Here is a 25,133-nt window from a genome sequence, read left to right as displayed (position 1 = left end):
TCTATCTCCTTTTCATTTTTTCTCTCTTTTATTATTTGCTTTTCCTCCCTGTAAAGCAGAAAGGGTATCTCTATATTTGGACATTTTCTTTTTTGCATCATTTTCAAAATAATACATGTACAATACATCCACCAAAATCAAGATTGGAAATTGAGGTGATATTTTCATTCCTGCATCAAGATTCTTAGCTGTTGCTACATAGAGTACTTCATCACAGTTATCCTTACCCTCTACATCTATCTCAGAAGTAATTAATACCACACTAGCTCCTTTACCTTTTGCCATCTTCAAAGCATCTATAATTTCCTTTGTTTTCCCACTTAATGAAATAGCAAGAAGCAAGCAGTTTTCATCTAAAATGGCTGTGGACATTTGAATCATTTGTGAATCCGTCACGGCTTGAATATTCATACCCAGACGCATAAATCGCAACTGAATTTCTCTTGCACTATATCCAGAACTTCCCATACCACACACACAAACTCTAGAATGAGAATTCATTAAATCTGATACACGTTTTACTTTTTTCTCATCTAACATGTTGAAACTCTCTTCCATTAAGGTACTGTACGTGTATTTTACTCTTTTGGTTAGTACACTAATATTTCGTTCATTTAGTTCTTCTTGTAGTTCTTTTCCATATAGATAAATAAACTCTCTATATCCTTTATAATTACACTTTTTTGCAAACCGGGATAATGTAGCATCTGATATATATAAAAGTTTTGTTATATTTTTAGCTGAAAAGTCTAGCATCTCACCATTATTTAAAAAAAAATCAGCAATACTTCTTTCTACTGCTGTCATATCTTCATATACCGATAAAAGATTCTGTTTGATATTATTTACGCTCATGACCTCGTTCACTTCTTTCAAATTAGAAATCAGTACGAAACAATTCTCTAGGATTGATTTCGCGTATAACATACTTATATTCATATTATTCACTATTTCTACATTTTTTTCAATAATTATTTCATGAAAGAAGTTTCTAGATACTTTACGATATATTTAATAATTTTTACACAGTATGAACTACCTAAATCTCACAACCTTAAACAAGTCATAATCTTATTAAGGAATATAACAAAGAAATTACTTTCTGAATGCTAATTAAATTCAATTTCAAATCAGATAAATATGATATCTCATTGAAGTATATTATCCCCTAAGTAATTAAACACAAGTTTTTCTATCCAAATATCGAATATTTACTCATATAACTCGTTATTTTACCTAAAAAAAGAAGCCGGGCACTAATTTCTTAGTGCACCAACTCCTCTATAAATAACCTTTTATTAGTCCCATTCTTTCCAGACTTCCGGCTTATAACCTATGGTAGCCTGTTTTCCATTTCTTACAATAGGTATCTTTAAAAGCTGCGGATATTCTAATACTCTTTTTTCCTTATTAATGTTGGATGCGAATTGAATACGGGATAAAGCCTCTTTATCCTTGCAGTTTTCATTAATCATGACCTCAATGCCACCAACAGCTTGTTTCACACTGTTAAGTTCACCTTGACTCATGCCTTTTTCTTTCATATCTATCAGTTGATACTTGATGCCACGTTCTTTAAAATAGCGTTCGGCTTTCTTGGTATCAAAACACTTTTTAGTTCCAAAAATTTGTATATTCATTGCTCTATTATTAAGTAGACATGCTACTTAATTGCTCCTTCTATGCTTTCTCATTTACCCTTATTTTATCCTGAATAAGCATTTATTAAAATAGCCTGTCTCCTAAAAAACATAAAATCTAATAATTACGAAAAGTCCACAAGCTACCACTAAGCCCACACTATTCACTAACACTACATTTCCATAATCTACATCTTTGTGCTTTCTAGTCTTAATGATTCCAATAATAAGTAGTGTTAATTGAGATAAAATGAATAAATATGCCCCCAATATACTCATGCCCCCTGCAAACACTAGACCTATAATAAACACGAGTATCATACCCACATAAATAAGTGGTTCATACCATCCAAATACCTTTTATTCAGAAGATGTTTAGCTAGGGTATCATCTATCATTTCTTTATGTTCAAAGACAAATTACATATTTTTATTAAGACACACTAGTGAATTGGTGGCTACTCCAATATCATTTGCTATCACTTGACACTTGGCCATTAAAAGAAAATAAATTTTCTTCTTCTCATATTCACTTAAACATTCATAGTTAGCCTGACCTTTTGCAATGACCACATCTGCAGATTCAAATACCTTTCTAAATGTCTCACTTGTTCTTTCTAAAACAGTACCTAGTGCATAGTCCCCATTGCTAATAATCGTGGCATACTCATCAATCCCAACATCATAAGCATCTGCTTCTATAGAATCATTTACAACAGCAGCGCCTCTCACACCAAAATGCACTTTTAAGTTAGGATTTTCCTTCTTTATTTGTTTAATAAGTAATTTATCTAAACAAATTTCACCACAATTATCTCCTAAATATAATAACGTCTTTGCTTCTTGTATATCCTTTTGCAAAGCTTCTACATGGTTAATTGTAAAGTCTAAATGCTCAGCATCATTAATAAACTTCATTATTTCATCCATAGTTCTGTTATAAATAGGATTAAAGTCTATAATATTGCCAATTACTGCATACTTAACAGCTTGATAAAATGGGTACTCATGACTCCTAATATGTTCTTCTATAGATTCACTCATATCCATTAATAGCATGTTATAGTATTTTCTCACCTCATAATAGGGGTCATCGTTCTTTAAATGTGACTTTAAAATAGCGAAGGTTTCTCCTATAACTTCTGGGTTAGTCTTCTGAAAGTCCAGCTGAGCAAGAAATGTAAATATTTTTCTATATAACGCTTCTCTATCTGGTGCTTGCGTTATATCTGCAACCTTTATAACTTGATTAACTAAACAGGGCAAACATTGATCTTTCATTTTCATTGCTATATTTCCTCCTAGACTATTATGTACATCATAATATACTTTTCTTCATTTCAAAACCCTATATGCATATTTTTTCTATCTTATGATTAGGCTGTGTTAGACAAATCTGTTGATAAACAAAAAAGGAATAGAGCTTTCATGTAGAAAGCACTCTATTCCTTTCTAAAATAACTATTTGGTTGGTTAAGATTAATATTGAAGAAGTTTTATAAACTGAAATTTGTTTAATTCATTTCTTTTTCAAATCTAAAGAAATAATTGTTTTCTTCTGGAATATTACCTGTACTATCCTCTGTTTGATGTGGGTCTTTGTGTTTAGGGTTAAAAAACTCTACAATCTTGAATCCACAACGATTTGTATAGAAATGAATATTTCTTTTATCAAAATATGGCGTATGTGTTTCCCAAACCTTTGTTTCAGGATGTAATTCTTCAATTGCTTTCCATATCTTAAATCCGTTTCCAGCATTTTGTGAGCCAGATTTCACATATAAAAGATGAAGTGAATTGTATCCAGTTTTTTCATCTATAACGATTATCGTCCCGCCAACTCTTTCTCCATCAATTTCTGCAACATAAGCCTCAGAACCTCTTTCATTAAAAGAATCTTCAATATCACTTGTAGGAAGAATTGTTTTTTCAAATGCTCCAAACTCTTTTATGTAAGCGTTTTGAAAGGCTTCTTGAATTTCACTAATAAATGTGTTCTTATCTTCAATAGAAATAATTGGTCTTAAAATTAATTTGTTCATACTTCATTGTTCTCCTTAAATTTTCATTGTCTGTTTAATCAAAGAAGTATGTATTTATTCTCTTCCACCCCAATCAAACAATTTCATAGTTCGTCACTCCAAATTCTAATTTATCCACTTATAAAATATCTATTTATTTAGTAGGATTATATCATACTTGTAAGAAAATCTAAATAGTTAGATGAGTTTAGCAAGAGTTCTGGGGCGAATTCTAAAATTAGAAATTCTGGCATCAACAAAACCAGATGTACCATATAGAAGTGTGTTCTTATTTTGAACAGGTTCTTTTTCGCCTTTAATCATCTCAACTAATTTGAAAAATGACAAATAGTTAGGAAGATACTTTGTAGACACACCTTTAAAGCCTGCAAGCCATTGTTTAAAACGACTATGCAAGCTATTAATCTTATTAATATGATAAATGCCATTCTTATGAAATCCACGTTTTATCTGTTTATGCATGTTACTTAATGACGTATTGAAAGATAAAATCTCTAGGATCAATTGGTACAAATCCTTGATCTCATGTTTTGATAATAACTGAATAGCTTATTTAATTTCCGTTGTATTTGGCATTAGTTCTTCTCCTAAAAAAGTGTAATAGTTAGAGTATACCAGATTTTAGGAGTTTTAAACAATTATAAACAAACATATCTAACACAGCCTATGATTAAAACTTAAGACGTATTACATCTTAATCAAAATGTAATACGCCTTGTATTCTCTCCTTTTTACTTTTAATGCTACGTTGATGCTTTTTATCAGCAATAGGCATCATAGGTGTCCACTATCAAGATTCTCAGTTACTAAATTAATGAATCTCTCCCTCATCATCATGCTTCCTTAATAGGATGCCTTATCACAGTCTTAAACTTTGATACATCTACTTTTCTTGGGTCGCTTAAGTAAATCTCATGATGTAGTCTAGTATCACTTAAGTCTATGACATAACCTTTTAAGCTAGCAAATTCCTCCATAGCACGTACTGTTTCTGGCTCATTATCAAAAGAACCTATATGCATACACTGAACACAAAGACCTTCCTCATGGCTCCAAAATTCCATATTGGAAAAATCTAGCTTCTTCTTCCTAGTTGCCTCTTCTACTGCCCATTGAAAGTCTGTTTCAGCTATAAAGTCAGGTACACGAATGACTGAAATCCAATTAAAAGTATCCTTATTTGAATAATCTACTCCGGCAATACCATCTTGCCACCAAAAACCTTCTAATGGCGGTACTACATATTCAAAGTAGCCTTTTATTTGATGCTCACCTTTATAGCTCATCTTAAGAGTGTAGGATGCAGCATATAATAATCCCACAGCTGTTTTATATTCTCCCTCTTCATCATTTGGATTTCCCTTTCCTCTTATTGCAATAAAGTTCATCTTTGGTACCTGTACAATAACAGGTCTCACTGGTGGCATATAAAATGACTTATATTCTTTTTTATAATCGAATGACATTTTCCTTCACCTCGTTTGTAATATATGTACTTTATTAGATCCTAACATATTAAAGCTGACAACAGTATGTCAGCTTTAATATGTTTTGAATCTTCTTCCTTTAAATCAATACAAATAGAAAAAACGCCCAAATCATTTATTTCTTGCATATGATTTGGGCGTTTTCATTTATTAATCTCTTTATCATTACATTCTTATGCTTCACTTAAATCCTATCCTTTTACCGCACCAGATACCATACCTTTAATGATTTGTTTACTAAAGGAGAAGTATAAAACAACAATAGGTGACATCGTTAATAGCATCGCCGACATAATTTTAGGATAATCTGATGCAAATTGTCCCTTAAACATAGTCATTGCCAATGGAACAGTTTGCAAGTTAGCATCTTGAATGAGTACTAAAGCAAATGAGAACTCATTCCAACATGCAAAGGTCTGAATGATTGCAATTGTTACAAGTATTGGTTTTGTAACAGGTAATATAATCTTGAATAACGTATTTGAAAATGAACTTCCATCAATTGCTGCCGCTTCTTCTAATTCTATTGGTACTGACTTAATAAAGGCTTCTACTAAGAATATAGCAATCGGCAACCCAAAGGCTACATACGGTATAATGAGGGTAAACCACTGATTATTCAAATGAGTGTTTTTAAATACCACATATATAGGTACAAGTAGTGAATGGACAGGAATTAACATCCCCATTAGAAACATAACATATAAAATTCTATTCCCCTTAAATTTAACCCTAGCCAAAATATAACCTACTATAAATCCAAATAAAACAATTAGAATAATAGAAAGAGCTGTGGTCCTTACACTATTAAACATGGACTCAGCCAAATGATAATCCTCGTTGTTTAAAATCTTAATATAATTAGAGAAAGTGGGGGATGTTGGAAGTCCCATAATATCCGCATTAAACTCTCTTTTTTCTTTAAGCGAAGAAAGAAACATCCATACTAACGGGAAAATACATGATGCCGAAAATAGGATTAAAAAAGCATTTAAGAAAAAGGAAGCAATATGCGTTTTGATACCTACTTTGTGTGAGTTCTTATTCACTTGCTTTTGCTGAACTACTTGTGCTGGCATCTATTCCACCCCCTTATCTTTCATTAGTAGATTCACTAGTACTTGCACACCTACAATAACTAATAAACTTACTACGAAAATTCCTACAGAAATAGCACTACCATATCCCATGTTCTGCTGTGAAAAGGATACCTGATAGCCATACATTGCCATAACCATAGACGAGTTACCTGGTCCACCCTTTGTCATGGTATAAATATGATCGAATACTTTCATATTTCCTGCCACACACAAAGTAACACAAACAAGAACTGTATTTTTAATAAGTGGTAATACAATATAAATGGCACGTTGGAATGCACTAGCACCATCTAACTCAGCTACTTCAAATATTTCTGAATCTACAGAGCCAATGGCTGATAATAGAATAACCATGTAATATCCTATAAATTGCCAAATAAGTGGAATACAAACTAAAAGTAATACAAGCCCTGGCTCATTTAGCCAAACTCTCGTTAAATCTTCTCTACCAATTGCTTCTAATACCCAGTTTAAAACGCCTCTCTTGTAGTCATAAATCATCATCCAAATAAAACCTATACATACAGCTGACACCGTACTTGGGAAAAAGGCAAAGGTACGATGAATACCTTTCAATTTTGCAAGTCTTGAGTTAACCATTAGTACAACAACAAAAGCAATACCTATCTGACCTATGATACAAGCAATAACAATATAAATATTATTAATAAAAGCGCCCCAAAATATTTTATCTTTAAATAAACTTACATAATTCTCTAATCCAATAAAGGTTTTACTAGGTCCACCTTTCCATTCAAAAAAACTATAAAACATAGCTGTAATAAGTGGCACAAATACAGCAAAAGTATACCAAACAACTGGTATAAATAGATACAATGCTATGGTTCTGCCTTTTGGTTTAACGGCTCTTAGCATACAGTTAGACCCCCTTCACTCCTAAGTTTTTATTAAAACAGGGGCTAGCCACACAACGGGCTAGCCCCCTACTTTATTGGCTATTTCCTACTAATAATATCTTCTCATATGAATATTAGTAATTAGCTTCGTATGCAGCTTGTGTTTTTTCAGCAACTGTTTGTGGATCTGTATCACCATTTAACATATCTTGAAGTTCTGTGTTGAAGATATCCCAAACAGCACCGTTTACATATGAATCGTAAATTTCACATGCATTGGTATCTACATAAGAGTAGTTATAAAATGCTTGTGTTACTGCATCAAATGCACTCAAGTCAACATTTTCAACTTTTACAATACCACTAAGTGCATATTTTGAAGCCACAAAGTTAGAGAAATCTGAGCCTGTTAATTTGTATGCTAAATCAATTGCTGCTGCTAATTTTTCAGGATCATCCTTTAACTTAGGGTTAATGGCTACACCAAATCCCATACCAATGTTTTGCGCATTGGTTAAACCTTTAGCATTAGCTGGAGTAGGGAATGTTGCAAAACCAATATTATTATATTTTTCTGCATTTCCCTCTAATAAAGTTGCCATGATGTAAGATACATCCCAGTTACCACCGATGAATGCTGCTGATTCACCTGATATATAGTATTCACGAGCATCTTCATTAGTAATTGCATTAAAGTCTGCATTAAACACGCCTGATTTAAATGCATCTTGTGTAAATGTAAGAGCATCTACAAATGCTTGATCTGTAAATTTTGCTCCTCCTTTATCAATAATAGATTGGAACCAGTCTTTACCTGTATACACATTACCTACTGTTGATACAAAACATGAATTAGCTTGCCATTTACCACCATTTCCAAATGCAATTGTGTCAATACCTTCTCCACTAAAATAGTCTTTTGCTTTTAATACATCATCCCAATTAGTAGGGAATGTATCAAATCCTGCATCCTTCCACATTTGTTTGTCATACACAACGACTGTACAAGTACCACCAGTTAAAGCTGGAATAGCATAGATCTTTCCTGATTCGTCTTTAAATGGTGTAAACATTGCTTCATTATAATTAGCACTGTCTGGAGACGCTGCAATAACATCTGTCATATCCATGATAAGTCCTTCTTTAGCCCATTGTTTAACATTCATTCCTTGAACTAAGAACACATCTGGCAAATCTCCTGCACCAGCTAAAGTTGCAATCTGTGTTTTATATTCAGCATTAGCTAATACATTCTCTGTTAGATTAATGTTAGGATTTGCTTCCTTCCATTCTGCAATCATAGTACGGAATCCATCAGAACCTCCATTCCCTTGAGATTCTTCTGAGGTTGAAAAGTGCATGAGTGATAAATCACCTGCATACCCATTTCCACCTGCTGGTTCTGCAGAGTCAGACGGCTCAGCTGAATCTGTTACAGCTGGTGCTGGTGTTCCTGAAGTAGTAGTACTACCATTTCCTCCACCACATCCAACTAACATTGTCGTTCCTATTGCTGCACTTAATAAAATGCTCATCATTTTTTTACTCATTATTCATCAACCCCCTTCAGTTATGTACAACTCGTAATTTAAACAAATGATAAATAACCACTTGCTTTGTACTTACAAGAATATTATACAAAATCAGTTTATTATAAGTCAACTTTTTGTGCTTTTTGTATATTATCCATTTAAGTAGGGATGGTTTTATACATTATTTTGCATAACACATAGGCTAATTTATCTTTTTTTACCAATAATCATATGTAAGGAGAGTCATTAGTACACTTCTTTATGTAGACTTCAATTCTTATAAAACCTGCTTTTTACGCTTAAGTAATTCAACAAATATCTTTTCTGCATCTTCTTTTGATGTAGGTAAGTGACCATAGGTGACCTCCCAATTTTTCTTAAACACATATAATCCTATATAATCTTGCAAATACCTAGTATTTACATTGGTCATTTTTTGATTAATAAAAGTTTGTAACTGTAAATTGATCTTCTCTATCTCCTCTACCCCCAAGTGATACAGCTCTTTAAGCCGCTTCACCTCACCATATGTAATGTTCCCCTTATTCTTAATATATTCCTTATTACATATCTCATCAGACTCCTTGATAAACGCTTGAGTTTGTATATCATTTATGTAATGAAAGGGCTTAATAAAATGAGGTATGTTATATTCTTTACTATACTCCTCATACACCTGTACTGGGTAGGAACAAATATACGCTGGAGCACTTATATTCCTTTTATACTCTTCTTTAAACAGCTTTGTGGTAAATTCCTCATTGGGCATCACTTTACTAACGCAGTATCCTCTATTATCAATAGCCGATACAATCAGTATCAAATCCTGCTTTGTATCTTCTTTCTCCTTATCACATTCCTCTATAATAATCCTTCTATTGCCTTTATTAGAATCCTTAATCCTTATCTCTCCAATTTGAATAACACCTGTAAGTACTGGCATAGGGAGCTTTGCTAATGCATGTATTAATTTCATTCTCCAATGCCATATCGTCTTATAATTGATTCCTTCATAGCCATACGTTTCTTCCAAAATATGTATCATCTTATGAAGTGAATAGTTATTAAGCGTCATCTCTAACACCTTGACCCAACTATCCCAATCATAACGCGTCTTCTCCAACAGCGTGCCTGTAAATAATGTATATTTGGTTGAACACTCTTTACATTTATACTCTTGTATTTCATTGGTTCTCTTACCATTCTTGACTACCTTACTTGATTGACATTGAGGACAATGTTTATGAATATTTAATTTCTCTAGTCTAGACTGTAAGTCTAGAATAACCATATTATTCAGCTCTTGTTCAAACTCCTTGCCATTATGTAAAGCATAATGATTGACTAACTTTCTAAACTTACTATAAGGCAAATCTTCAATAAATTCTAAAACTTCCTCAAAACCAATATTTCCCTTTGACATATTTGCTCTCCCTCTAGTAAATATCTTCTCATTTTAACTTAAATTAATCTTATACTTATTAATATAAACCAAATCAATATTATAAACAATTTAAATATTGTATTCTTTTGTTTATAATATTGACAAAAATGACTACTTTTTTCAGAAAATTATCCCTTGATTTAAGGATAATCATCTTTTGCACACTGTATATTCTTTATCAAAGTAGCATTTTTGTGGTTTGTTTTTCTTTGAAAACTTATTTATATGCTGCAAGTCAGGTGTCCTCTTAGTTAATTTTTTTACTTTTATAAGTTTATTTATCTTCTATAAATAGATTAATTTCCTCAAATCAATCGACTTTATTTTTAATTAATTTATTTCATATTTTTTTAGCATTCAGATGAGTAGGTTCAATTTAAGAGTCTGAGAAAATAGAAACGCCTGCTTCCCCACTGTCGCCCCTCTAAGATGAGCATCTATTTTTCAGGTTCAAAGTATGCCTCCCAAAAATGAGAAAGCCTAAGTCATGTAATTTTACATGGCTTAGGCTTTTTATTTTTTTGTTTCTTTTCCTATTAATTGCATAAATTTAAAAACTCTAGTACAAAACTTTTAGTGAATAAGGCATACCACTAGCTGTTTTCTCCCCCTTTATCATATGACTATTATAAAAGAGAGACATTAACTCAATGGTCACTCAACATTAACTGAATATTAATTTCTTATAAAAATGCCCGAATCAAGTGTTCTTCTCACATGACTCGGGCATTTTTATATTGTCATATATCTATCCTTATTCCTTCTATTCACATGATTTGCGTAGATACTTTGCTGTAATAGTGTTTGCAGAAGCAATCATTTCTTTTGGTGTCCCTGTAAATACAACTTCTCCTCCGGCGTTCCCTCCATCTGGCCCAATATCAATAATGTAGTCTGCTTGTTTCATCACATCTAGATTGTGCTCAATCACCACCACCGTATTACCACGCTTTACAAAGCTATCTAGAAGCTTCATAATATTTTTCACATCAGAAGCATGTAAGCCTGTTGTGGGCTCATCTAACACATAGATATTTCCTTTTTGATTCAAATACTTAGCAAGCTTAATCCTTTGCCTTTCCCCACCTGAAAGAGTTGAGAGAGGTTGTCCAAGGGATAGATAGGATAAGCCCACCTCATTCATCGCCTTGATATGCTTACTAATTTTACGATTATCCCCGAAAAATTCTAGGGCTTCTTCTACAGTCATATTCAGTATATCAACGATGTTCTTTCCTTTATATTGATAGCTAGTTGCCTCTTCACTATATCTATTACCTTCGCAGCTCTCACACACTGTGGTTACAGGATCCATAAATACCAGTTCTGTCACCACTACACCTTTTCCACCGCATATAGGGCATGCCCCTTTACTATTAAATGAAAATAATGAGGCTTCTGCCTGATTTTCACTGGCCATTACCTTCCTTATTTCATCAAAAAAGCCAAGAAAGGTAGCTGGTGTAGAACGTGAAGTCGCCGTTACAGGTGACTGATCCACTAGTATAACCCTATCAGAATAAGTCTCTGCAAACACATCACGGATTAATGTACTTTTACCCGAGCCAGCTACACCTGTTACCACTGTTAGAATATTAAGTGGTATATCCACAGAAATATTTTTTAGATTATGCAGTTTGGCTTTTTGAACTGGTAGAAACGCTTTAGGAAGGCGCACTTTTTCTTTCAACGGAATCTGCTCTCTCATTGCCTTCCCTGTTCGTGTTTCAGATAATAATAGTGCCTCATAACTTCCCTGGAATAGAATTTGACCACCATTTCTGCCGGCAAGAGGCCCTACATCTATGACTTCATCTGCAATGCTAATGACATCCTTATCATGTTCTACCACAAGTACTGTATTGCCTTTATCCCTTAGGCTTTGTAAAAGTCTGGTCATGCGATGCACATCTCTTGGATGCATCCCTGTGCTTGGCTCATCAAAAATATAGGTCATACCTGTTAAGGCACTTCCCATATAACGGACTAATTTTAGTCTCTGTGCCTCTCCACCTGACAAGGAAGCAGATTCCCTATTCATACTTAGATAAGGAAGTCCTATCTCAATCATTCGCGTAAGTGAAGCAATAAGCGTCTGTATGATGGTCTTGCCTCTCTCATCTTTTATTTCCTTTAGCACTTCACGAAGCTGCACGAATTCTAGCTCGCAAAGCTCTGCTATACTATAGCCGTTAATTTTACAGCTTAGTACTTCCTGATTCAAGCGTCTTCCATGACATACTGGACATTCTTTCTGGTGAATCATTGTCTCAAGGCGTTTCTGCGTGGTATCTCCTGATGTAGAAGTATCACGTTTTAGAAGAAGTCTTGAGAGATGATTATGAATACCTTCTACGCGTTTGTTAACGCGCTCCCCATCTTTTTCATAGGCCCCATAGAAAAGTAGGTTTCGTTCCTTTTCCGTATAGTCCTTAAGCTTTTTATCAGGATCAAATAAGCCTGATTCAACATATTGTTTAAAATACCAGTTGCCAGGGTGAAAAGCTGGTAACTCCACCATACCTTCATTCCAAGATAATTCTTCCTTTAATGCGCCACTAATATCTAGTTCTGTCACTTTTCCTAGGCCTGAACAAGTCATACACATGCCATTGGGATCATTAAAGGAAAAGTAAGAAGCTGTTCCTACATATGGTGTGCCAATTCTTGAATACAACAAGCGAAGTGCTGCATATAAATCACTAATCGTTCCTACTGTAGACCTTGCATTGCCGCCCAATCTACTTTGATCTACAATAACAGAAGCCGAAAGGTTTTCAATAAGTTCAACCTTTGGCTTCTCATACTTAGGTAATCTTCCTCTGATAAAGGCACTATAGGTCTCATTCATCTGACGCTGACTTTCTGCTGCGATGGTATCAAATACAATACTTGATTTACCTGAACCAGACACCCCTGTAAACACGACTATTTTTTCTTTTGGAATATCTAGAGATACATTCTTTAGATTATTTTGATGTAAACCTCTAATTACAATCTTGTCTCTCTCTAACATATCACTCGCCTCCTTATATAAGACTATGTTACAGTCTCCCCCTAGGGATGAGTCAACTGTATTTTGTAATGCTATCACCTTCATAAACCATCTCACCACTTTTAAGTACAGTTAGCCTGTCCTATGAGAGTATTATTTCATAAAATAATGTAATCAATATTGATATACTCAAGACTATATCAATTAAAAATTTTTTTCAACGACTTTTTTAATTTGATTTTATTAATTTTGAATAGCAATAATTTTTTTATTTTTAACTAGGGAATTCCTTTTCTCATCACATATAATATAATGTAAAGATAAAACAAATAACTTCTCGTAGCAGAATCACCACAGCTTCAATCTGAGGAACTGACCGGGTCAGCCAAGTCTCAATCTATTGTTATAGGTACCTCTGGACTTAAGGAAAATGTTCACTGATGCGCTGTAAAGGGAAGCGCTCTTTTATAAGTTATTTTATAATGCTTTACATTTAGCATTACCTTAAACAAAGCTTAAACCAGAGTCTTAAAGCCTTAGCTTCCTCATCATAAGGGTGCACCGGCCAAGACTTTTAAGGAGCTCCTCACTCATTGGTTTGACTTTTATAACTATCTTTGATGTGCTTACAAGATTAGTCATGTAAGTGCTGAGGAGCTACGCCATGCCCCTTGATAGGTATGTCAGGTAGTTATAGAAGTTAAGCTTGGAGGCTGGTAAAAGAAAACGCCTAAGTCATGTGGTTATTGAACTGCCCCCAATAAGTTAGACCTGAAAATCTAACTTATTGGGGGCATCGCATGACTTAGGCGTTTTTTATTTATTCTTTTTTATCTTACACTTCTAATCTGCAACAATATCTAACCACTCTAAGGCTAAATAAATCACCTCGTTACTGTATTAATATATTTGCTGATTGTACTTTTAATATAGCCCTCAAAATTCTCATCTGCTATTCGAATTTGAAAATCATCATATATCTCTACTATTCTCCAATTGTCATTTATAGCAAAACCACAGTAACAGTCCCCTACTACATAGTCTCCAAAATACAAAATCCCTTGAATCTCTTTGATTTTTCTTTTATAAATCACCTCTGTTTCAATTACTCCATGAAATATACTAAGGCAAGTATCTATTTCAATATCTCCCCACCCTACTTCCCTTAAAAATTCAATATAATCTTTAGGTAAATCTGGATATTTTTTTATATCTTTTTCTAATTCCTCTTCCAATATTTCTTCAAATTCATTGATTAACTGATAATTATTAAGTACTAACATTAATTCATTATATCTCCCCATATTATGTTCTCCTTATATATATCTCTTTTAAACTATAAATATTCTGGATTATTTATCTCCTAGTTAAAACTCCTTCTAGTATAGCTTGTTAAGGTAAATATATGAAAGCATTCCAAATAAGACATACTCAAAAATTCTCACAGATTCTAATTTTTCAATACTAAATACAATCTGCTAATGCTACTGCTTTCTTTATACCTACTTCATTATTATAATTCACAATCCCTATTTTATATGCTATGTGTGACTTGGGAGAAGAAAATAGAAAATCCACCGATAAAGTTTAAAGAATATCTATGCCAGAGTCTTTTTGGAAAAATCAAAGGCACAATAATATGTAGGCAAATGAATGCCATATTTCAAAGGTATTGTCAAAAATACAAATGCAAAAAGACTTTACGATTGTATCTATTCCTCTGGCTTTTTAATTTTTTTATACTCCTTATAGGTTACAATGGCTTCGTAGATGAACAATAAAATATACACTAGAACAAGAATAACTGAAGCCATACAGCTTACTGCTATATCTCCCTCTCCATTATACCAAGACCACCCTATGACAAGAAGCCCAATTCGTAGAATACCCCATCTTATAACTACCTGACATATAAACGCGAAAATAAGTTGTACTCTTGTCACAATCTGTGCTCCTTCTTCAATACAGTGTTGATAGGTTCCATTACATACAGTTACTTGTGTATATTATTCCCAAAACTAGGCTTACTTATCACTTTCTCTATAAAGAATTTTAATACACTATACTATCTAGCCGTTCCAAGAACGATAATTACTATTTCTCATTCTACATAGTCAAATATTAATGATTGTGTCTTTCTATTATTGTTCGAATAATATCTGTTGTATTATCAACTCCTTCTAGCCCTAATCTTGTTAATTCTCGTTCGTAGCCTTTAACTGCTTCTAGTATTAAATGATCTGTATGCAAAATATGTTCTTTACATACCTCTAAGTCCTCATTATCAGGAAGGTTTCTTAGTAAATATTTACCTCTATATTTCATTCCTTTAGGCATCCATGAGTCCAATATATCTACAAATGGAAGTAAATACTCTCCTTTTCCATTTTTCTTATTTATAGAAAAGCATACAAATGGTACAAAATCTGCAAATTCTCTTAAATGATCATCATCTATAAGCTTTACATATACAAATGGTACCTCATCCATCACATCTGGTACTACCAACTCCATGCCTCTTATTTCATATACATAGAGATATATCTTCCAGCCTTTATATTGCTCTTTCCCCTCTGGTGGTTGATCAATAATGTATTCAAATCTATCGCCTATCCACCATCTATTCTTATGTGAGCTATGTATGGGATGATTATCAGTTCTTTTTATTTTATGATTTTTTCCTCTTTTTATAGGTAAGCTCTGATGTCCCTGTACAAAAGACACTCTGTCCTCTAACTGTAACCCTGTTGCACGCTCTAGTAATTTATTATATTCTATTCTTTGCAACTCTCTCTCATATTCTTCAATTGCATCTGCTTTAAATGACCACCATAATTGAAAGTCTTCTCTTTTTATTTCAAGTGTTGGATATTGAAAATCCTCACATATACCTAGAAACTCTATCTCTTTAGGATAAGAACGATGGGATGTTTCAACAAGTGCCTTTTCAAATGCTCCTTGTCCCGTACTCCATTCTATAGACCAACCAATAAATGGCAGAGAATTGATTTGTGAGGCATCCTTCGGTTTTTCTTTTGACATTTTTAAATAAATATAAGGTACAACATCCACCACGCCCCTAACTACTGGCTCCATTTCACCTAAACGACTTACATAAATAACTACCCACCAGTCTTCATATTCTTCCTTTCCCTCTGGTGGATTCTTTATTTGATATAAATATACTTCTCTTGGTGTCCATTTTGTAATAAAAGGTTGATGTACTGCTATCCTTTTTCGTTTTGGCATCTCAGTATTTAATTGTGCTTCTAATTTTTCTAATACTTTATTTCTGGCTTTTTTAGTCTTTTCATCTTCGAAGCGATTAGCTAGTCTCTCCTCACTAATTAAGACTAATGCTTTGCTTTTCACTTCGTAAGTTAATCTTCCCCTTTTCCACATGGTATCAGCCAAAGCAAACCAAACATCATATTGGTCATCATCATCCTCCATTTCCTCTTTATAGGACTGAAAAATCTCAGCTAATGTTTCTTCATCACTTTTCCCACCTTTTAGTTTTGATAAATATTCGTCTTTGACATCTTCGCCCAAATCATTTGAATAAAGACCAGTTCCCCAATTTCCCATTTACATTCTCCCCATTCGTATAAAAAATTGATGTTACAATAAAAGTATATCTACCTAACGTTTATATTAATGTTCTATATTTTCACTTTTCCTTCTGCTACAATACACACTTGGCCACTTACAATCATTTCATCCGTCTGCTTTTTCTTATTAATTACAATTTCACTGTCTCTTTCTAAAAAGCGTCCTTGCCTTAATAAAATGACTTCAGATTCCAAAAAGACTTTATACTTATATAAGTATGCTCCCACGGGACCAGCAGCACTTCCTGTTGCAACATCTTCAACAAGTCCTCTTGAATCCCATGTTCTACCTTCTATTTTATTTACGTCAAATATATATACGAATTTTGCCCCTATATTCGCAAGCACTTGTTCATAATCCTCAGTTTTGATTTTAGCCTTTTCTAAACCTGATACAACTGGCACTAATAAATATGGTAGACCGGTCGATACAACTTCTAGAGGAAATTCTTTTGAAAGATTCTCCTGATCTAAATTGAGTGGTTCTATTAATTCCATATAGCAATTTTCATCTATTCGCTTCATAAACTCTACTTTCCCTTGATTCATGAAGCACTTAAATCCTCCCTCCTCCTTTTTACTTTCTACTTGTACTACTTTTTTATTTAATCGAAACGAAATGTCTATCTTCTTATCCTCCATGAAATATGCTTGATGTATAACTGCTGCTGCCCCTAATATAGGATGTCCTGCAAAATCAAGTTCTTCCTCTACTGTAAAAATTCTTGCCTGAAAATCCTTCTCTCCAAGACGTACAAGAAATATTGTTTCAAACTGTTTAAATTCTTTGGCTATTATTTGCATCTTTTCTCTAGTCAAAAATTCTTCTAGTATCATAACTGTTAGTCCATTTCCAGTAAAAGCCCCTTTACAAAATACATCTACATGAAAATATTTCATTTTCTTATTCCCCCTATATTTTTTCTTCTTGAGATTTGATGTTTTCTTCATCTAACTAATATAGCTGATTTAATTTTAGTCAGAATTTTCTCTATAAAATATATTTATCATACAATAAAACAAAACTATTGTCATCCCAATTCAAAGCTTTAAGACCATCATAATATACAATTCTCAAAGATTGATTCAATATACTCCTTAATAAATTCTATTCTATCTGTGACATTCTGTTTAAAAAGAGCGGTAATTGAAATCACTATATTTTTCTTTTTGTTTACATATATGACATTTCCACCATCTCCAATTGCTGCAAATCCATCATCAACAATCCACCATAAATATCCATATAAAAGATTTGCTTTCTCCCATCGGCTATGTTCCTTGGTACTCTCCTTTATCCACTCTGTCGATACGATTTGCTTTCCATTCCAAACTCCGTCATCCAACAATAACTTACCTATACTTGCCATATCTACTGGGGATAGGGTAAGTCCCCATCCAGCAGAGTTCAAACCAGATGCATCAGCAACCCAACCGCTGATATTAGTAGCTTTGTTAAATGCACTTTGTTCCTTTGCGGTTCGAAAAAATATATTACGCTCTACAATAATTCCAAGCGGTGAGAATAAATGATCTGTTGCAAACTCAAGCACCGTTTGTCCGGTTACTTTCATTAAAATACCAGACAAAATATCTGGTCCTACAATAGGTGTGTACCTAAATTGACCTATTTGTCCTTTACCTCCCAATAAATCAAGCGTAAATTTCAACCAATTATCACTCATGAAATACTTAATGTAGGTGTAGGGTGCAAGCTTATATTTATATGGGGTGGTCATTGTAAGTAAATCTTTAATGGTAACATTCTGTATGGTCTTTTCCCCCTTTTTTACTATGTAAGCAGGAAAAAAATCCAATACTTTTTGATTGACACTTTTGATGTATCCTTTGTCTATGGCAATCCCTATCAATATCGAAATAATACTTTTTGACACTGAATAAACATGGATCCTGCTATCAGCTGTACACTCATTAAAATACTTTTCGTATCGCATTTCACCATCTTTAAGTACAACTACTCCTGCAATATTACTATATTCATTATTTATTTTACTCTCTAGCTCTTTAAGTTTTTCTTTATTCATATCATTAAACTCTCCTATAAAATTTAATGGATATATCCTTAAAACAAAGGATATATCCATTAAAAATGCTTTTCAAGTACTATTTTAAACCTTTCGCCATATGCTTAACTTACATTCTTGTATTTATTTCTTTTTTACCGGAATCCATATCTCGCTATAGTAATGATCATCCTCTATTCCATTTTTGTACTTAGAGGCATCACCATACATTTCGATACAATATCCTGCCGCAAATTCATACTCTTTACAGTTTGGTAGCCATTCGGAAAATATTTTTTGATTAACCTCCTGCATTGCTTTTGGCATTGCTCCTCTACAAGGAAAAACAGCCCATGTATAGCTAGGAATTACTTTCGTAACAAAGCCCTCTGGTATTTCTGCTCTCCCATTGTAATCGTCTGCTATCAGATACTCAAACTCCTTGTCTCCCATACTTTCATCAATATTCACGCCATACATGCCACAAACGATACTCCCTTTACCACTTTGATAATGTTCTGTCCAAAACTTTGGAATTTCTGTTTTCGCATCATCATACTTAAACTTTTTCTGTGCACCTATAACCGTAAATGCCTCTTTTTCAACAATTTTGTAGTCCATAGTAAAACCACCTTTCAAAGTAAATGAGATTTTCAGTGGAGCAAACGATTTAATCATTGCTCCATCCTTTCGTACAGCTGTAGGTGTAACACCATGGAAACGTGTAAAAGCTTTTGAAAAGCTATCTGGCGACTCATAGCCATATTTGAGTGCAATATCAATGATTCTTGTATCCGAGGAAACAAGTTCGCTTCCGGCAAGTGTGAGCCTACGTTGTCTAATATAATCACCCACAGTAAAACCACAAAGCATGGAAAATCCTTTTTGAAAATAAAAGGGTGAGATGAGCGCATGACTTGCAATTCTTTCGATGGTCAGTTCATCCGTAAGATTTTCCTCAATATAATCGATAGCTTCGCTAATACTTTTTATCCATTCCATAGTTTCTACCTCCCTGCTATGTCTCTATGTTATTACTTCAAAAGATTCCTTTCCCGACTTATTGTGCCTTCTTTTGTCCGAATAGCTTCCTTCTCCCATTCCTCTCTAGTGATGACATATACTTTTGTAACCTCATTCTCCTTATCTATAAATTCATCAACTTGATGCATCCCTATTGAAAGTGCTGTGGCATATGAACCAATATTTGTATATTTCATATAAGAATAGATCCTATTGAAGGGTGTATTCTTAAAAACCCAATCCCTGCTCGCTTTGGCGGCCTCACTTGCATACCCTTGTCGTTGGCAGTCTTTTCGGATATGATATCCAATCTCAGGTTTAATCTGACCATTTATAAGTTGCATGGTCAAGCCACAATCACCTATCATTTCTCCTGTTGCCTTGAGTATGACTGCCCATAATCCAAATCCAAAAATCTTATATCTTTCTCTGTTTTTCTCAATCCAATTCATCACTCTTTTTTCATCAAAAGTATAGGGATAATGTTCCATAATATCTGAATCAGCAAGAACAGCATAAAGTGCCTCAAAATCACTTTCATTCATTTCTCTTAAGGATAATCTCTCCGTTTCTATATGCATACCTCTATCTCCTATGGTAACTATGACTTATCAATTTAATTTCAATATAATACTTATTGATACGCTTGTCTATTCATTCCCCTACTCTAAAATGGTATTTCTATTTTGCTAAACCTACTGTCTTTCCTTTAATTATTTTTCAAAATTCGTTAAATTTCACAAAATAATAATTAATTTATTATAATTTTAGGTGAATTGAAGTAAATATTGATTGTGATACAATGAAAACTAGGAAACCAATTATAGTTTTTTAGTTTCCTAGGAGGATACGAATATGGATTTACATACAAGTATATTAGAAGCATGTATTACTGTTTTTAATAAAAAAGGCATTAAGTTTACCATGGATGATTTGGCGAAAGAATTATCTATTAGCAAGAAAACGATTTACTCTGTCTTTAATGACAAGGAATCTCTACTACTACAAATGGTGGATTATTGTTTCGATGGCATTAAAGACAGCGAGAACAAAGTGCTTTCGGATAGCAGCTTAAATACGGCCGAGAAGATAGAAACTATTTTAGGCGTTCTGCCTGACTGCTATCAAAATCTGGATTTCAGCCAGTTATATCTTATCAAGGATAAGCATCCTCTGGTATATTCACAGATTGAACAGCGCCTTGAAAATGGTTGGGAAAATACAATTGCCCTCTTAGAACAGGGGATGCAAGAAGGAGTGGTTCGCCCGATACACCCCATTATCATCAAAACAATATTTGAAGCTACACTGGAACAATTTCTAAAAAGAGACCTGCTTGAGAAAAATAACATCACTTATCAGCAGGCATTGAAAGAAACGGTTAAAACGCTTACAAGAGGCATTATTGTAGATTGACAGATTCCATTTTTTAAACCGAAAGGTTGGTGTGTTAATGAAAAAATATATAAACAATCATTGGATTTTTACAGAACACTATTCACCTGAGCTTCATAAACCCGGATTTACAAAAGGCTTGAAAGTAAGACTTCCACACACCTGCAAAGAAACACCCTTTCATTACTTTGATGAAAACCTCTATCAGATGACATGCTGGTACAAAACAGAACTGGATATTCCAGCAGACTGGAACGGTGATTATGTAGCTGTGACATTTGAAGGCGTTGCACATCAAGCTGATGTATTTGTGAATGGTGTCAAAATATATTCCCATTATTGTGGCTATACAGCATTTACAGTAGATATAAGTTCTAGCGTAAAGTACGGCGAAACAAATGTACTGGTCGTAAAGGTTGATTCCCATGAGCAATTAAATCAGCCACCTTTTGGTCATGTCATAGATTATATGACATTTGGTGGGATATACCGTGAAGTCTATTTAGAGCATAAGCCAACGCTTCACATTGCAGATATTTTTGTAAAACCAGAAATCTTAATAACTCAAACAGAACCTATCCGCTTAGATACAAAAGTTTCTGCCCAGCTCTCAAGTGATATTACATTATCTGCCATTGATGTCCCAGTAAAATTAGAACAACTATTATACAGTGCATCTGAAGAAAAAACACCGTTAGCAACGTACACCTGTTCAGACTGTCATCCGAAATTTACGGTGGACAATGTCAGTCTGTGGGATATAGATACCCCTGTGCTTTATCAATTAGTCACTCGTCTGTATGACATGTCGCAAAAAACACCCCAGTTACTGGACACAGTGACTACGACAATAGGATTCAGGCGTTCTGAATTTAAGAAAGACGGCTACTATTTAAACGGACGCAAGTTAAAGATCAGGGGGCTCAATAGGCACCAGAGTTATCCTTATGTAGGCTATGCCATGCCTGCTTCAATGCAGAAACTGGATGCAGATATCTTGAAAAACGAGCTTGGTGTAAATGCGGTAAGAACCAGCCATTATCCACAATCACATCACTTCATACAAAGATGTGACGAAATAGGGCTTCTGGTATTTACTGAGATTCCCGGCTGGCAACATATAGGCGATGACACATGGAAAAAGCAGGCGGTAATCAATACAACAGATATGGTCAGACAATATAGAAATCATCCATCCATCATATTATGGGGTGTCAGAATAAATGAGTCCCAGGATGACGATGCCTTTTATCTTGCTACTAATAAGGCTGCTCACGAAGCAGATCCAACACGTCCTACTGGAGGTGTCAGGGCAATAGCTCATAGCCACTTATTAGAGGATGTCTATACCTATAACGATTTTATACATGATGGCGTAAAAAGAGGCTGTCAGCCAAAGAAAAAGGTTACATCGGATAACCATAAACCTTATCTTATTACCGAATATTGTGGACATATGTATCCTACTAAAACCTATGATGATGAGGCACACAAAAGGGAACATGCCAGACGTCACGCCAATATTCTTGATGCAGTTGCCTCAGAAAATGAGATAGCCGGTTCCTTTGGCTGGTGCATGTTTGATTATAATACTCACCGTGATTTCGGTAGTGGAGATAGAATATGTTATCACGGTGTTATGGATATGTTCCGCAATCCAAAGCCTGCTGCTTATGTGTATGCTGCTCTTGGTAATAGAAATCCTGTACTAGAGATCAGTTCCTCCATGGATATAGGCGAACATCCTGGCTGTATAAGAGGGGATATTTATATCTACACCAATGCAGATTCAGTAAGGTTTTATAAAAATGATGAATTGATTAAGGAATTCTTTAGTAGAGACAGCACCTATAGTCACTTATCCCATGGACCTATTACTATGAATGATTTTATAGGTGATAAGATGGGCAAACAAGAACACTTTTCTTCAAGACAGGAAGCGCTGGTAAAAGACCTGCTTAACGCTTATGCCTTAAAGGGAGCAGATTGTATGACACCCAGACTTATGCTTAAAGCCCTAGCACTTATGGCTATATACCGCATGAAACCAGCAGATGCCTTGAGGCTGTATAATCAATACATCGGAGACTGGGGTGGCACGGCTACTACCTATAGGTTTGATGCCATCACAAATGGCAAAGTCGTTAAATCTATCACCAAAGCCCCAATGACTAGCATCCATTTAAAAGGGACTACCAATACTCAAATGCTGACGGAAAGCGATACCTATGATGTAGCCTCTATAAGGCTTTCTGCTACAGATGAATACGGTAATGTTCTTCCCTATTATTCAGGCTACGCACACATCACCTGTGAAGGAGCTATCGCATTAATCGGACCAGACATCCTACCTTTTCAAGGGGGGTACAGCGGATGCTACGTTAAGACCATCGGTTCTGAGGGACATGGAAGTGTCACCGTTTCTATTCCAGAGACAGAGCCAGTCACCTTTACATTTCATGTGACTTGTAAAAATAATGCCAATCAGAATGGAGGATTATAATGGAGGATAAATCAAAAGTAATATTTGGAAACCCCATATCATCAAGGGATTATAAGAAAGCAGTAAGATCCAAGAACAACTATTTAAAAAAGTTTGGGGATGATTCTAACGCCGATTATAAAATTGCTATTGAGGAAAATCCCTATATCGGAGATTTACTTGGCGTCAAGAATATTATAGTAGACCCTAAAGATCCCAGTGGTACCTTTGACAGGGATAAAGGCATTATTGTCGGCAATATTCGTATGGGATTCGGGCATTACCGAATTGCTATGGCAATGGCATCAGCAGCACATGCCATGGGTTATACACCCTACTGGATGGATTTGAACGCCTATCCTTCTACTACCTGTACAAAGGTGATAAGTGCTCAAAATGAATTGTATTCTTTAGGCTCAAGGCTTTCTAAGTTTTCTCTGTTTAATAAGCTAGTATGGGAACCCATGAATTACGAAGGCTTCCGTGCACTTTCCTATAATGCTTCTGACCAAAAAAATGCGGAACTTATGGCCCCTGTATTTGCTAACATCCCCAAAGATATGCCTTTTATAGGTACTCATGTATGGCCATCACAAGCTGCAGTACATAGTGGCATGAAAAAGGTTATTAATGCTATCCCTGACAATTGGCCAATGGCACTTCATTTTGCCGAAGGAAGCATTCACACGGTTCAGTGCTGGAATGCCTATCAGGGTTACCGCATATGCAATGGTATGCAAAAAAAATCAACTTGTCATGCACTTCCTGCCGATTCTTTAGTCTACACAGGACACTATATTGACCATGAACTAGTCTCAAATATAGAAGCAGACTGTGATGCGCGTATGAAGCGAAAAGCCAATAAAGAACCTATGCGTTTTCTTCTAACAATCGGTGGTGCAGGAGCGCAAAAAGAAATATTTGCTGCTATTATCAAGCATGTACTACCTGCCATTGCAAAAAACAAAGCTGTTCTTTATATCAATGTAGGTGATTACAAAAATGTATGGGAAGCCTTGATTACGGAGATACCAGATTTATCTACCTATGCCACAGAACACTTTGATAACTGGGAAGATACCAAGGCATTTGCTAATCAAGCTCTTGAAGGACCTGTCACAGGCATCCATGCATTCTATCATCACAATATATTCGAAGCTGTTTATTGTACGAATCTGCTTATGAGAAGCTGTGATGTACTCGTAACAAAGCCTAGTGAGCTTGCATTTTATCCTGTGCCAAAGCTCTTTATAAAAAGAGTGGGAAAACATGAAATGTGGGGTGCTATCCACTCTGCTGAAATGGGAGATGGTACACTGGAATGTCGTGACATACCACATACCTTGCAGATGATTAATTTATTTTATAAAGATAACACCTTTCTTGCAGCTATGTGCGAATCCATCAAACGTAACAAATCCATAGGACTCTATGATGGTGCTTATAAAGTGGTAGAAATGGCAATGAAACAGGAAAATAAATAATAAATACAGGGGGTAGCA

Annotated in this window: 22 protein-coding genes; 3 read left to right on the top strand and 19 right to left on the bottom strand. The window is 34.6% G+C overall.

Annotated features, from left to right (window positions below; translation table 11 throughout):
- Positions 1–12: 12 nt before the first annotated feature.
- The 19 genes from QTL86_RS00270 to QTL86_RS00180 form a co-directional block, all read right to left on the bottom strand.
- Entirely contained in the window at positions 13–927 is a 915-nt protein-coding gene (locus QTL86_RS00270; protein ID WP_410496156.1) for a MurR/RpiR family transcriptional regulator, read from the bottom strand.
- Positions 928–1,298: 371 nt separating this feature from the next.
- Positions 1,299–1,640 carry an arsenate reductase family protein gene (locus QTL86_RS00265; RefSeq protein WP_410496155.1) on the bottom strand — a complete coding sequence of 114 codons (342 nt, stop codon included), beginning with the start codon at positions 1,638–1,640 and terminating at the stop codon, positions 1,299–1,301.
- Positions 1,641–1,742: 102 nt separating this feature from the next.
- Positions 1,743–1,919 carry a hypothetical protein gene (locus QTL86_RS00260; RefSeq protein WP_410496154.1) on the bottom strand — a complete coding sequence of 59 codons (177 nt, stop codon included), beginning with the start codon at positions 1,917–1,919 and terminating at the stop codon, positions 1,743–1,745.
- A gap of 140 nt (positions 1,920–2,059) precedes the next feature.
- Positions 2,060–2,926 (bottom strand): damage-control phosphatase ARMT1 family protein, encoded by an 867-nt coding sequence (locus QTL86_RS00255; RefSeq protein ID WP_410496153.1) that lies wholly within the window; start codon positions 2,924–2,926, stop codon positions 2,060–2,062.
- Positions 2,927–3,153: 227 nt separating this feature from the next.
- Entirely contained in the window at positions 3,154–3,681 is a 528-nt protein-coding gene (locus QTL86_RS00250; protein ID WP_410496152.1) for a GNAT family N-acetyltransferase, read from the bottom strand.
- A gap of 177 nt (positions 3,682–3,858) precedes the next feature.
- Positions 3,859–4,143, bottom strand: a complete 285-nt coding sequence (locus tag QTL86_RS00245; protein WP_410496151.1) for a hypothetical protein — start codon at positions 4,141–4,143, stop codon at positions 3,859–3,861.
- A gap of 371 nt (positions 4,144–4,514) precedes the next feature.
- The gene (locus QTL86_RS00240) at positions 4,515–5,147 is read right to left on the bottom strand and encodes a GyrI-like domain-containing protein (protein WP_410496150.1); all 633 of its coding nucleotides are present in this window, start codon (positions 5,145–5,147) and stop codon (positions 4,515–4,517) included.
- Between the two features lie 212 nt (positions 5,148–5,359).
- A complete protein-coding gene (locus QTL86_RS00235) occupies positions 5,360–6,247 on the bottom strand; it encodes a carbohydrate ABC transporter permease (protein WP_127067590.1) in 888 nt (295 codons plus the stop codon).
- On the bottom strand, positions 6,248–7,144 hold the full coding sequence (locus tag QTL86_RS00230) for a carbohydrate ABC transporter permease (protein WP_013658280.1): 897 nt from the start codon (positions 7,142–7,144) through the stop codon (positions 6,248–6,250).
- A gap of 115 nt (positions 7,145–7,259) precedes the next feature.
- A complete protein-coding gene (locus tag QTL86_RS00225) occupies positions 7,260–8,675 on the bottom strand; it encodes an extracellular solute-binding protein (RefSeq protein ID WP_127067591.1) in 1,416 nt (471 codons plus the stop codon).
- A 259-nt stretch (positions 8,676–8,934) separates the two neighbouring features.
- Complete coding sequence (locus tag QTL86_RS00220) at positions 8,935–10,080, bottom strand: IS1 family transposase (RefSeq protein WP_013658282.1); 1,146 nt, start codon at positions 10,078–10,080, stop codon at positions 8,935–8,937.
- Positions 10,081–10,864: 784 nt separating this feature from the next.
- Positions 10,865–13,117, bottom strand: a complete 2,253-nt coding sequence (locus tag QTL86_RS00215; RefSeq protein WP_013658283.1) for an ATP-binding cassette domain-containing protein — start codon at positions 13,115–13,117, stop codon at positions 10,865–10,867.
- Positions 13,118–13,980: 863 nt separating this feature from the next.
- Positions 13,981–14,400, bottom strand: a complete 420-nt coding sequence (locus tag QTL86_RS00210) for a hypothetical protein (RefSeq protein WP_410496148.1) — start codon at positions 14,398–14,400, stop codon at positions 13,981–13,983.
- A 408-nt stretch (positions 14,401–14,808) separates the two neighbouring features.
- Positions 14,809–15,039: a hypothetical protein gene (locus QTL86_RS00205; protein WP_127067601.1), complete on the bottom strand. Its 231-nt coding sequence runs from the start codon at positions 15,037–15,039 to the stop codon at positions 14,809–14,811.
- Positions 15,040–15,217: 178 nt separating this feature from the next.
- Complete coding sequence (locus QTL86_RS00200) at positions 15,218–16,684, bottom strand: hypothetical protein (RefSeq protein ID WP_410496147.1); 1,467 nt, start codon at positions 16,682–16,684, stop codon at positions 15,218–15,220.
- 74 nt (positions 16,685–16,758) lie between these two features.
- On the bottom strand, positions 16,759–17,607 hold the full coding sequence (locus tag QTL86_RS00195; RefSeq protein ID WP_410496146.1) for a PhzF family phenazine biosynthesis protein: 849 nt from the start codon (positions 17,605–17,607) through the stop codon (positions 16,759–16,761).
- A 158-nt stretch (positions 17,608–17,765) separates the two neighbouring features.
- Positions 17,766–18,752 (bottom strand): serine hydrolase domain-containing protein, encoded by a 987-nt coding sequence (locus tag QTL86_RS00190; protein ID WP_410496145.1) that lies wholly within the window; start codon positions 18,750–18,752, stop codon positions 17,766–17,768.
- Positions 18,753–18,875: 123 nt separating this feature from the next.
- Complete coding sequence (locus QTL86_RS00185; protein ID WP_410496144.1) at positions 18,876–19,733, bottom strand: effector binding domain-containing protein; 858 nt, start codon at positions 19,731–19,733, stop codon at positions 18,876–18,878.
- 32 nt (positions 19,734–19,765) lie between these two features.
- Positions 19,766–20,335: a GNAT family N-acetyltransferase gene (locus tag QTL86_RS00180; protein ID WP_410496143.1), complete on the bottom strand. Its 570-nt coding sequence runs from the start codon at positions 20,333–20,335 to the stop codon at positions 19,766–19,768.
- 274 nt (positions 20,336–20,609) lie between these two features.
- Here QTL86_RS00180 and QTL86_RS00175 point away from each other — a divergent pair, with 274 nt between their 5' ends.
- Genes QTL86_RS00175 through QTL86_RS00165 form a run of 3 tightly spaced genes read left to right on the top strand, consistent with a single transcriptional unit; the run spans position 20,610 to position 25,115 of the window.
- Positions 20,610–21,170 carry a TetR/AcrR family transcriptional regulator gene (locus tag QTL86_RS00175; RefSeq protein ID WP_013658290.1) on the top strand — a complete coding sequence of 187 codons (561 nt, stop codon included), beginning with the start codon at positions 20,610–20,612 and terminating at the stop codon, positions 21,168–21,170.
- Between the two features lie 37 nt (positions 21,171–21,207).
- The gene (locus QTL86_RS00170; RefSeq protein WP_410496142.1) at positions 21,208–23,652 is read left to right on the top strand and encodes a glycoside hydrolase family 2 protein; all 2,445 of its coding nucleotides are present in this window, start codon (positions 21,208–21,210) and stop codon (positions 23,650–23,652) included.
- Positions 23,652–25,115 (top strand): DUF6937 domain-containing protein, encoded by a 1,464-nt coding sequence (locus tag QTL86_RS00165; RefSeq protein WP_410496140.1) that lies wholly within the window; start codon positions 23,652–23,654, stop codon positions 25,113–25,115. The genes QTL86_RS00170 and QTL86_RS00165 overlap by 1 nt, the downstream gene beginning before the upstream one ends.
- Positions 25,116–25,133 lie beyond the last annotated feature (18 nt).

The organism is Cellulosilyticum sp. ST5, from assembly GCF_046529625.1.
Lineage (GTDB): Bacteria > Bacillota > Clostridia > Lachnospirales > Cellulosilyticaceae > Cellulosilyticum > Cellulosilyticum lentocellum.
The sequence above is the reverse complement of the archived record's forward strand: the minus strand, read 5'-3'. Positions and strand labels throughout refer to the sequence as shown.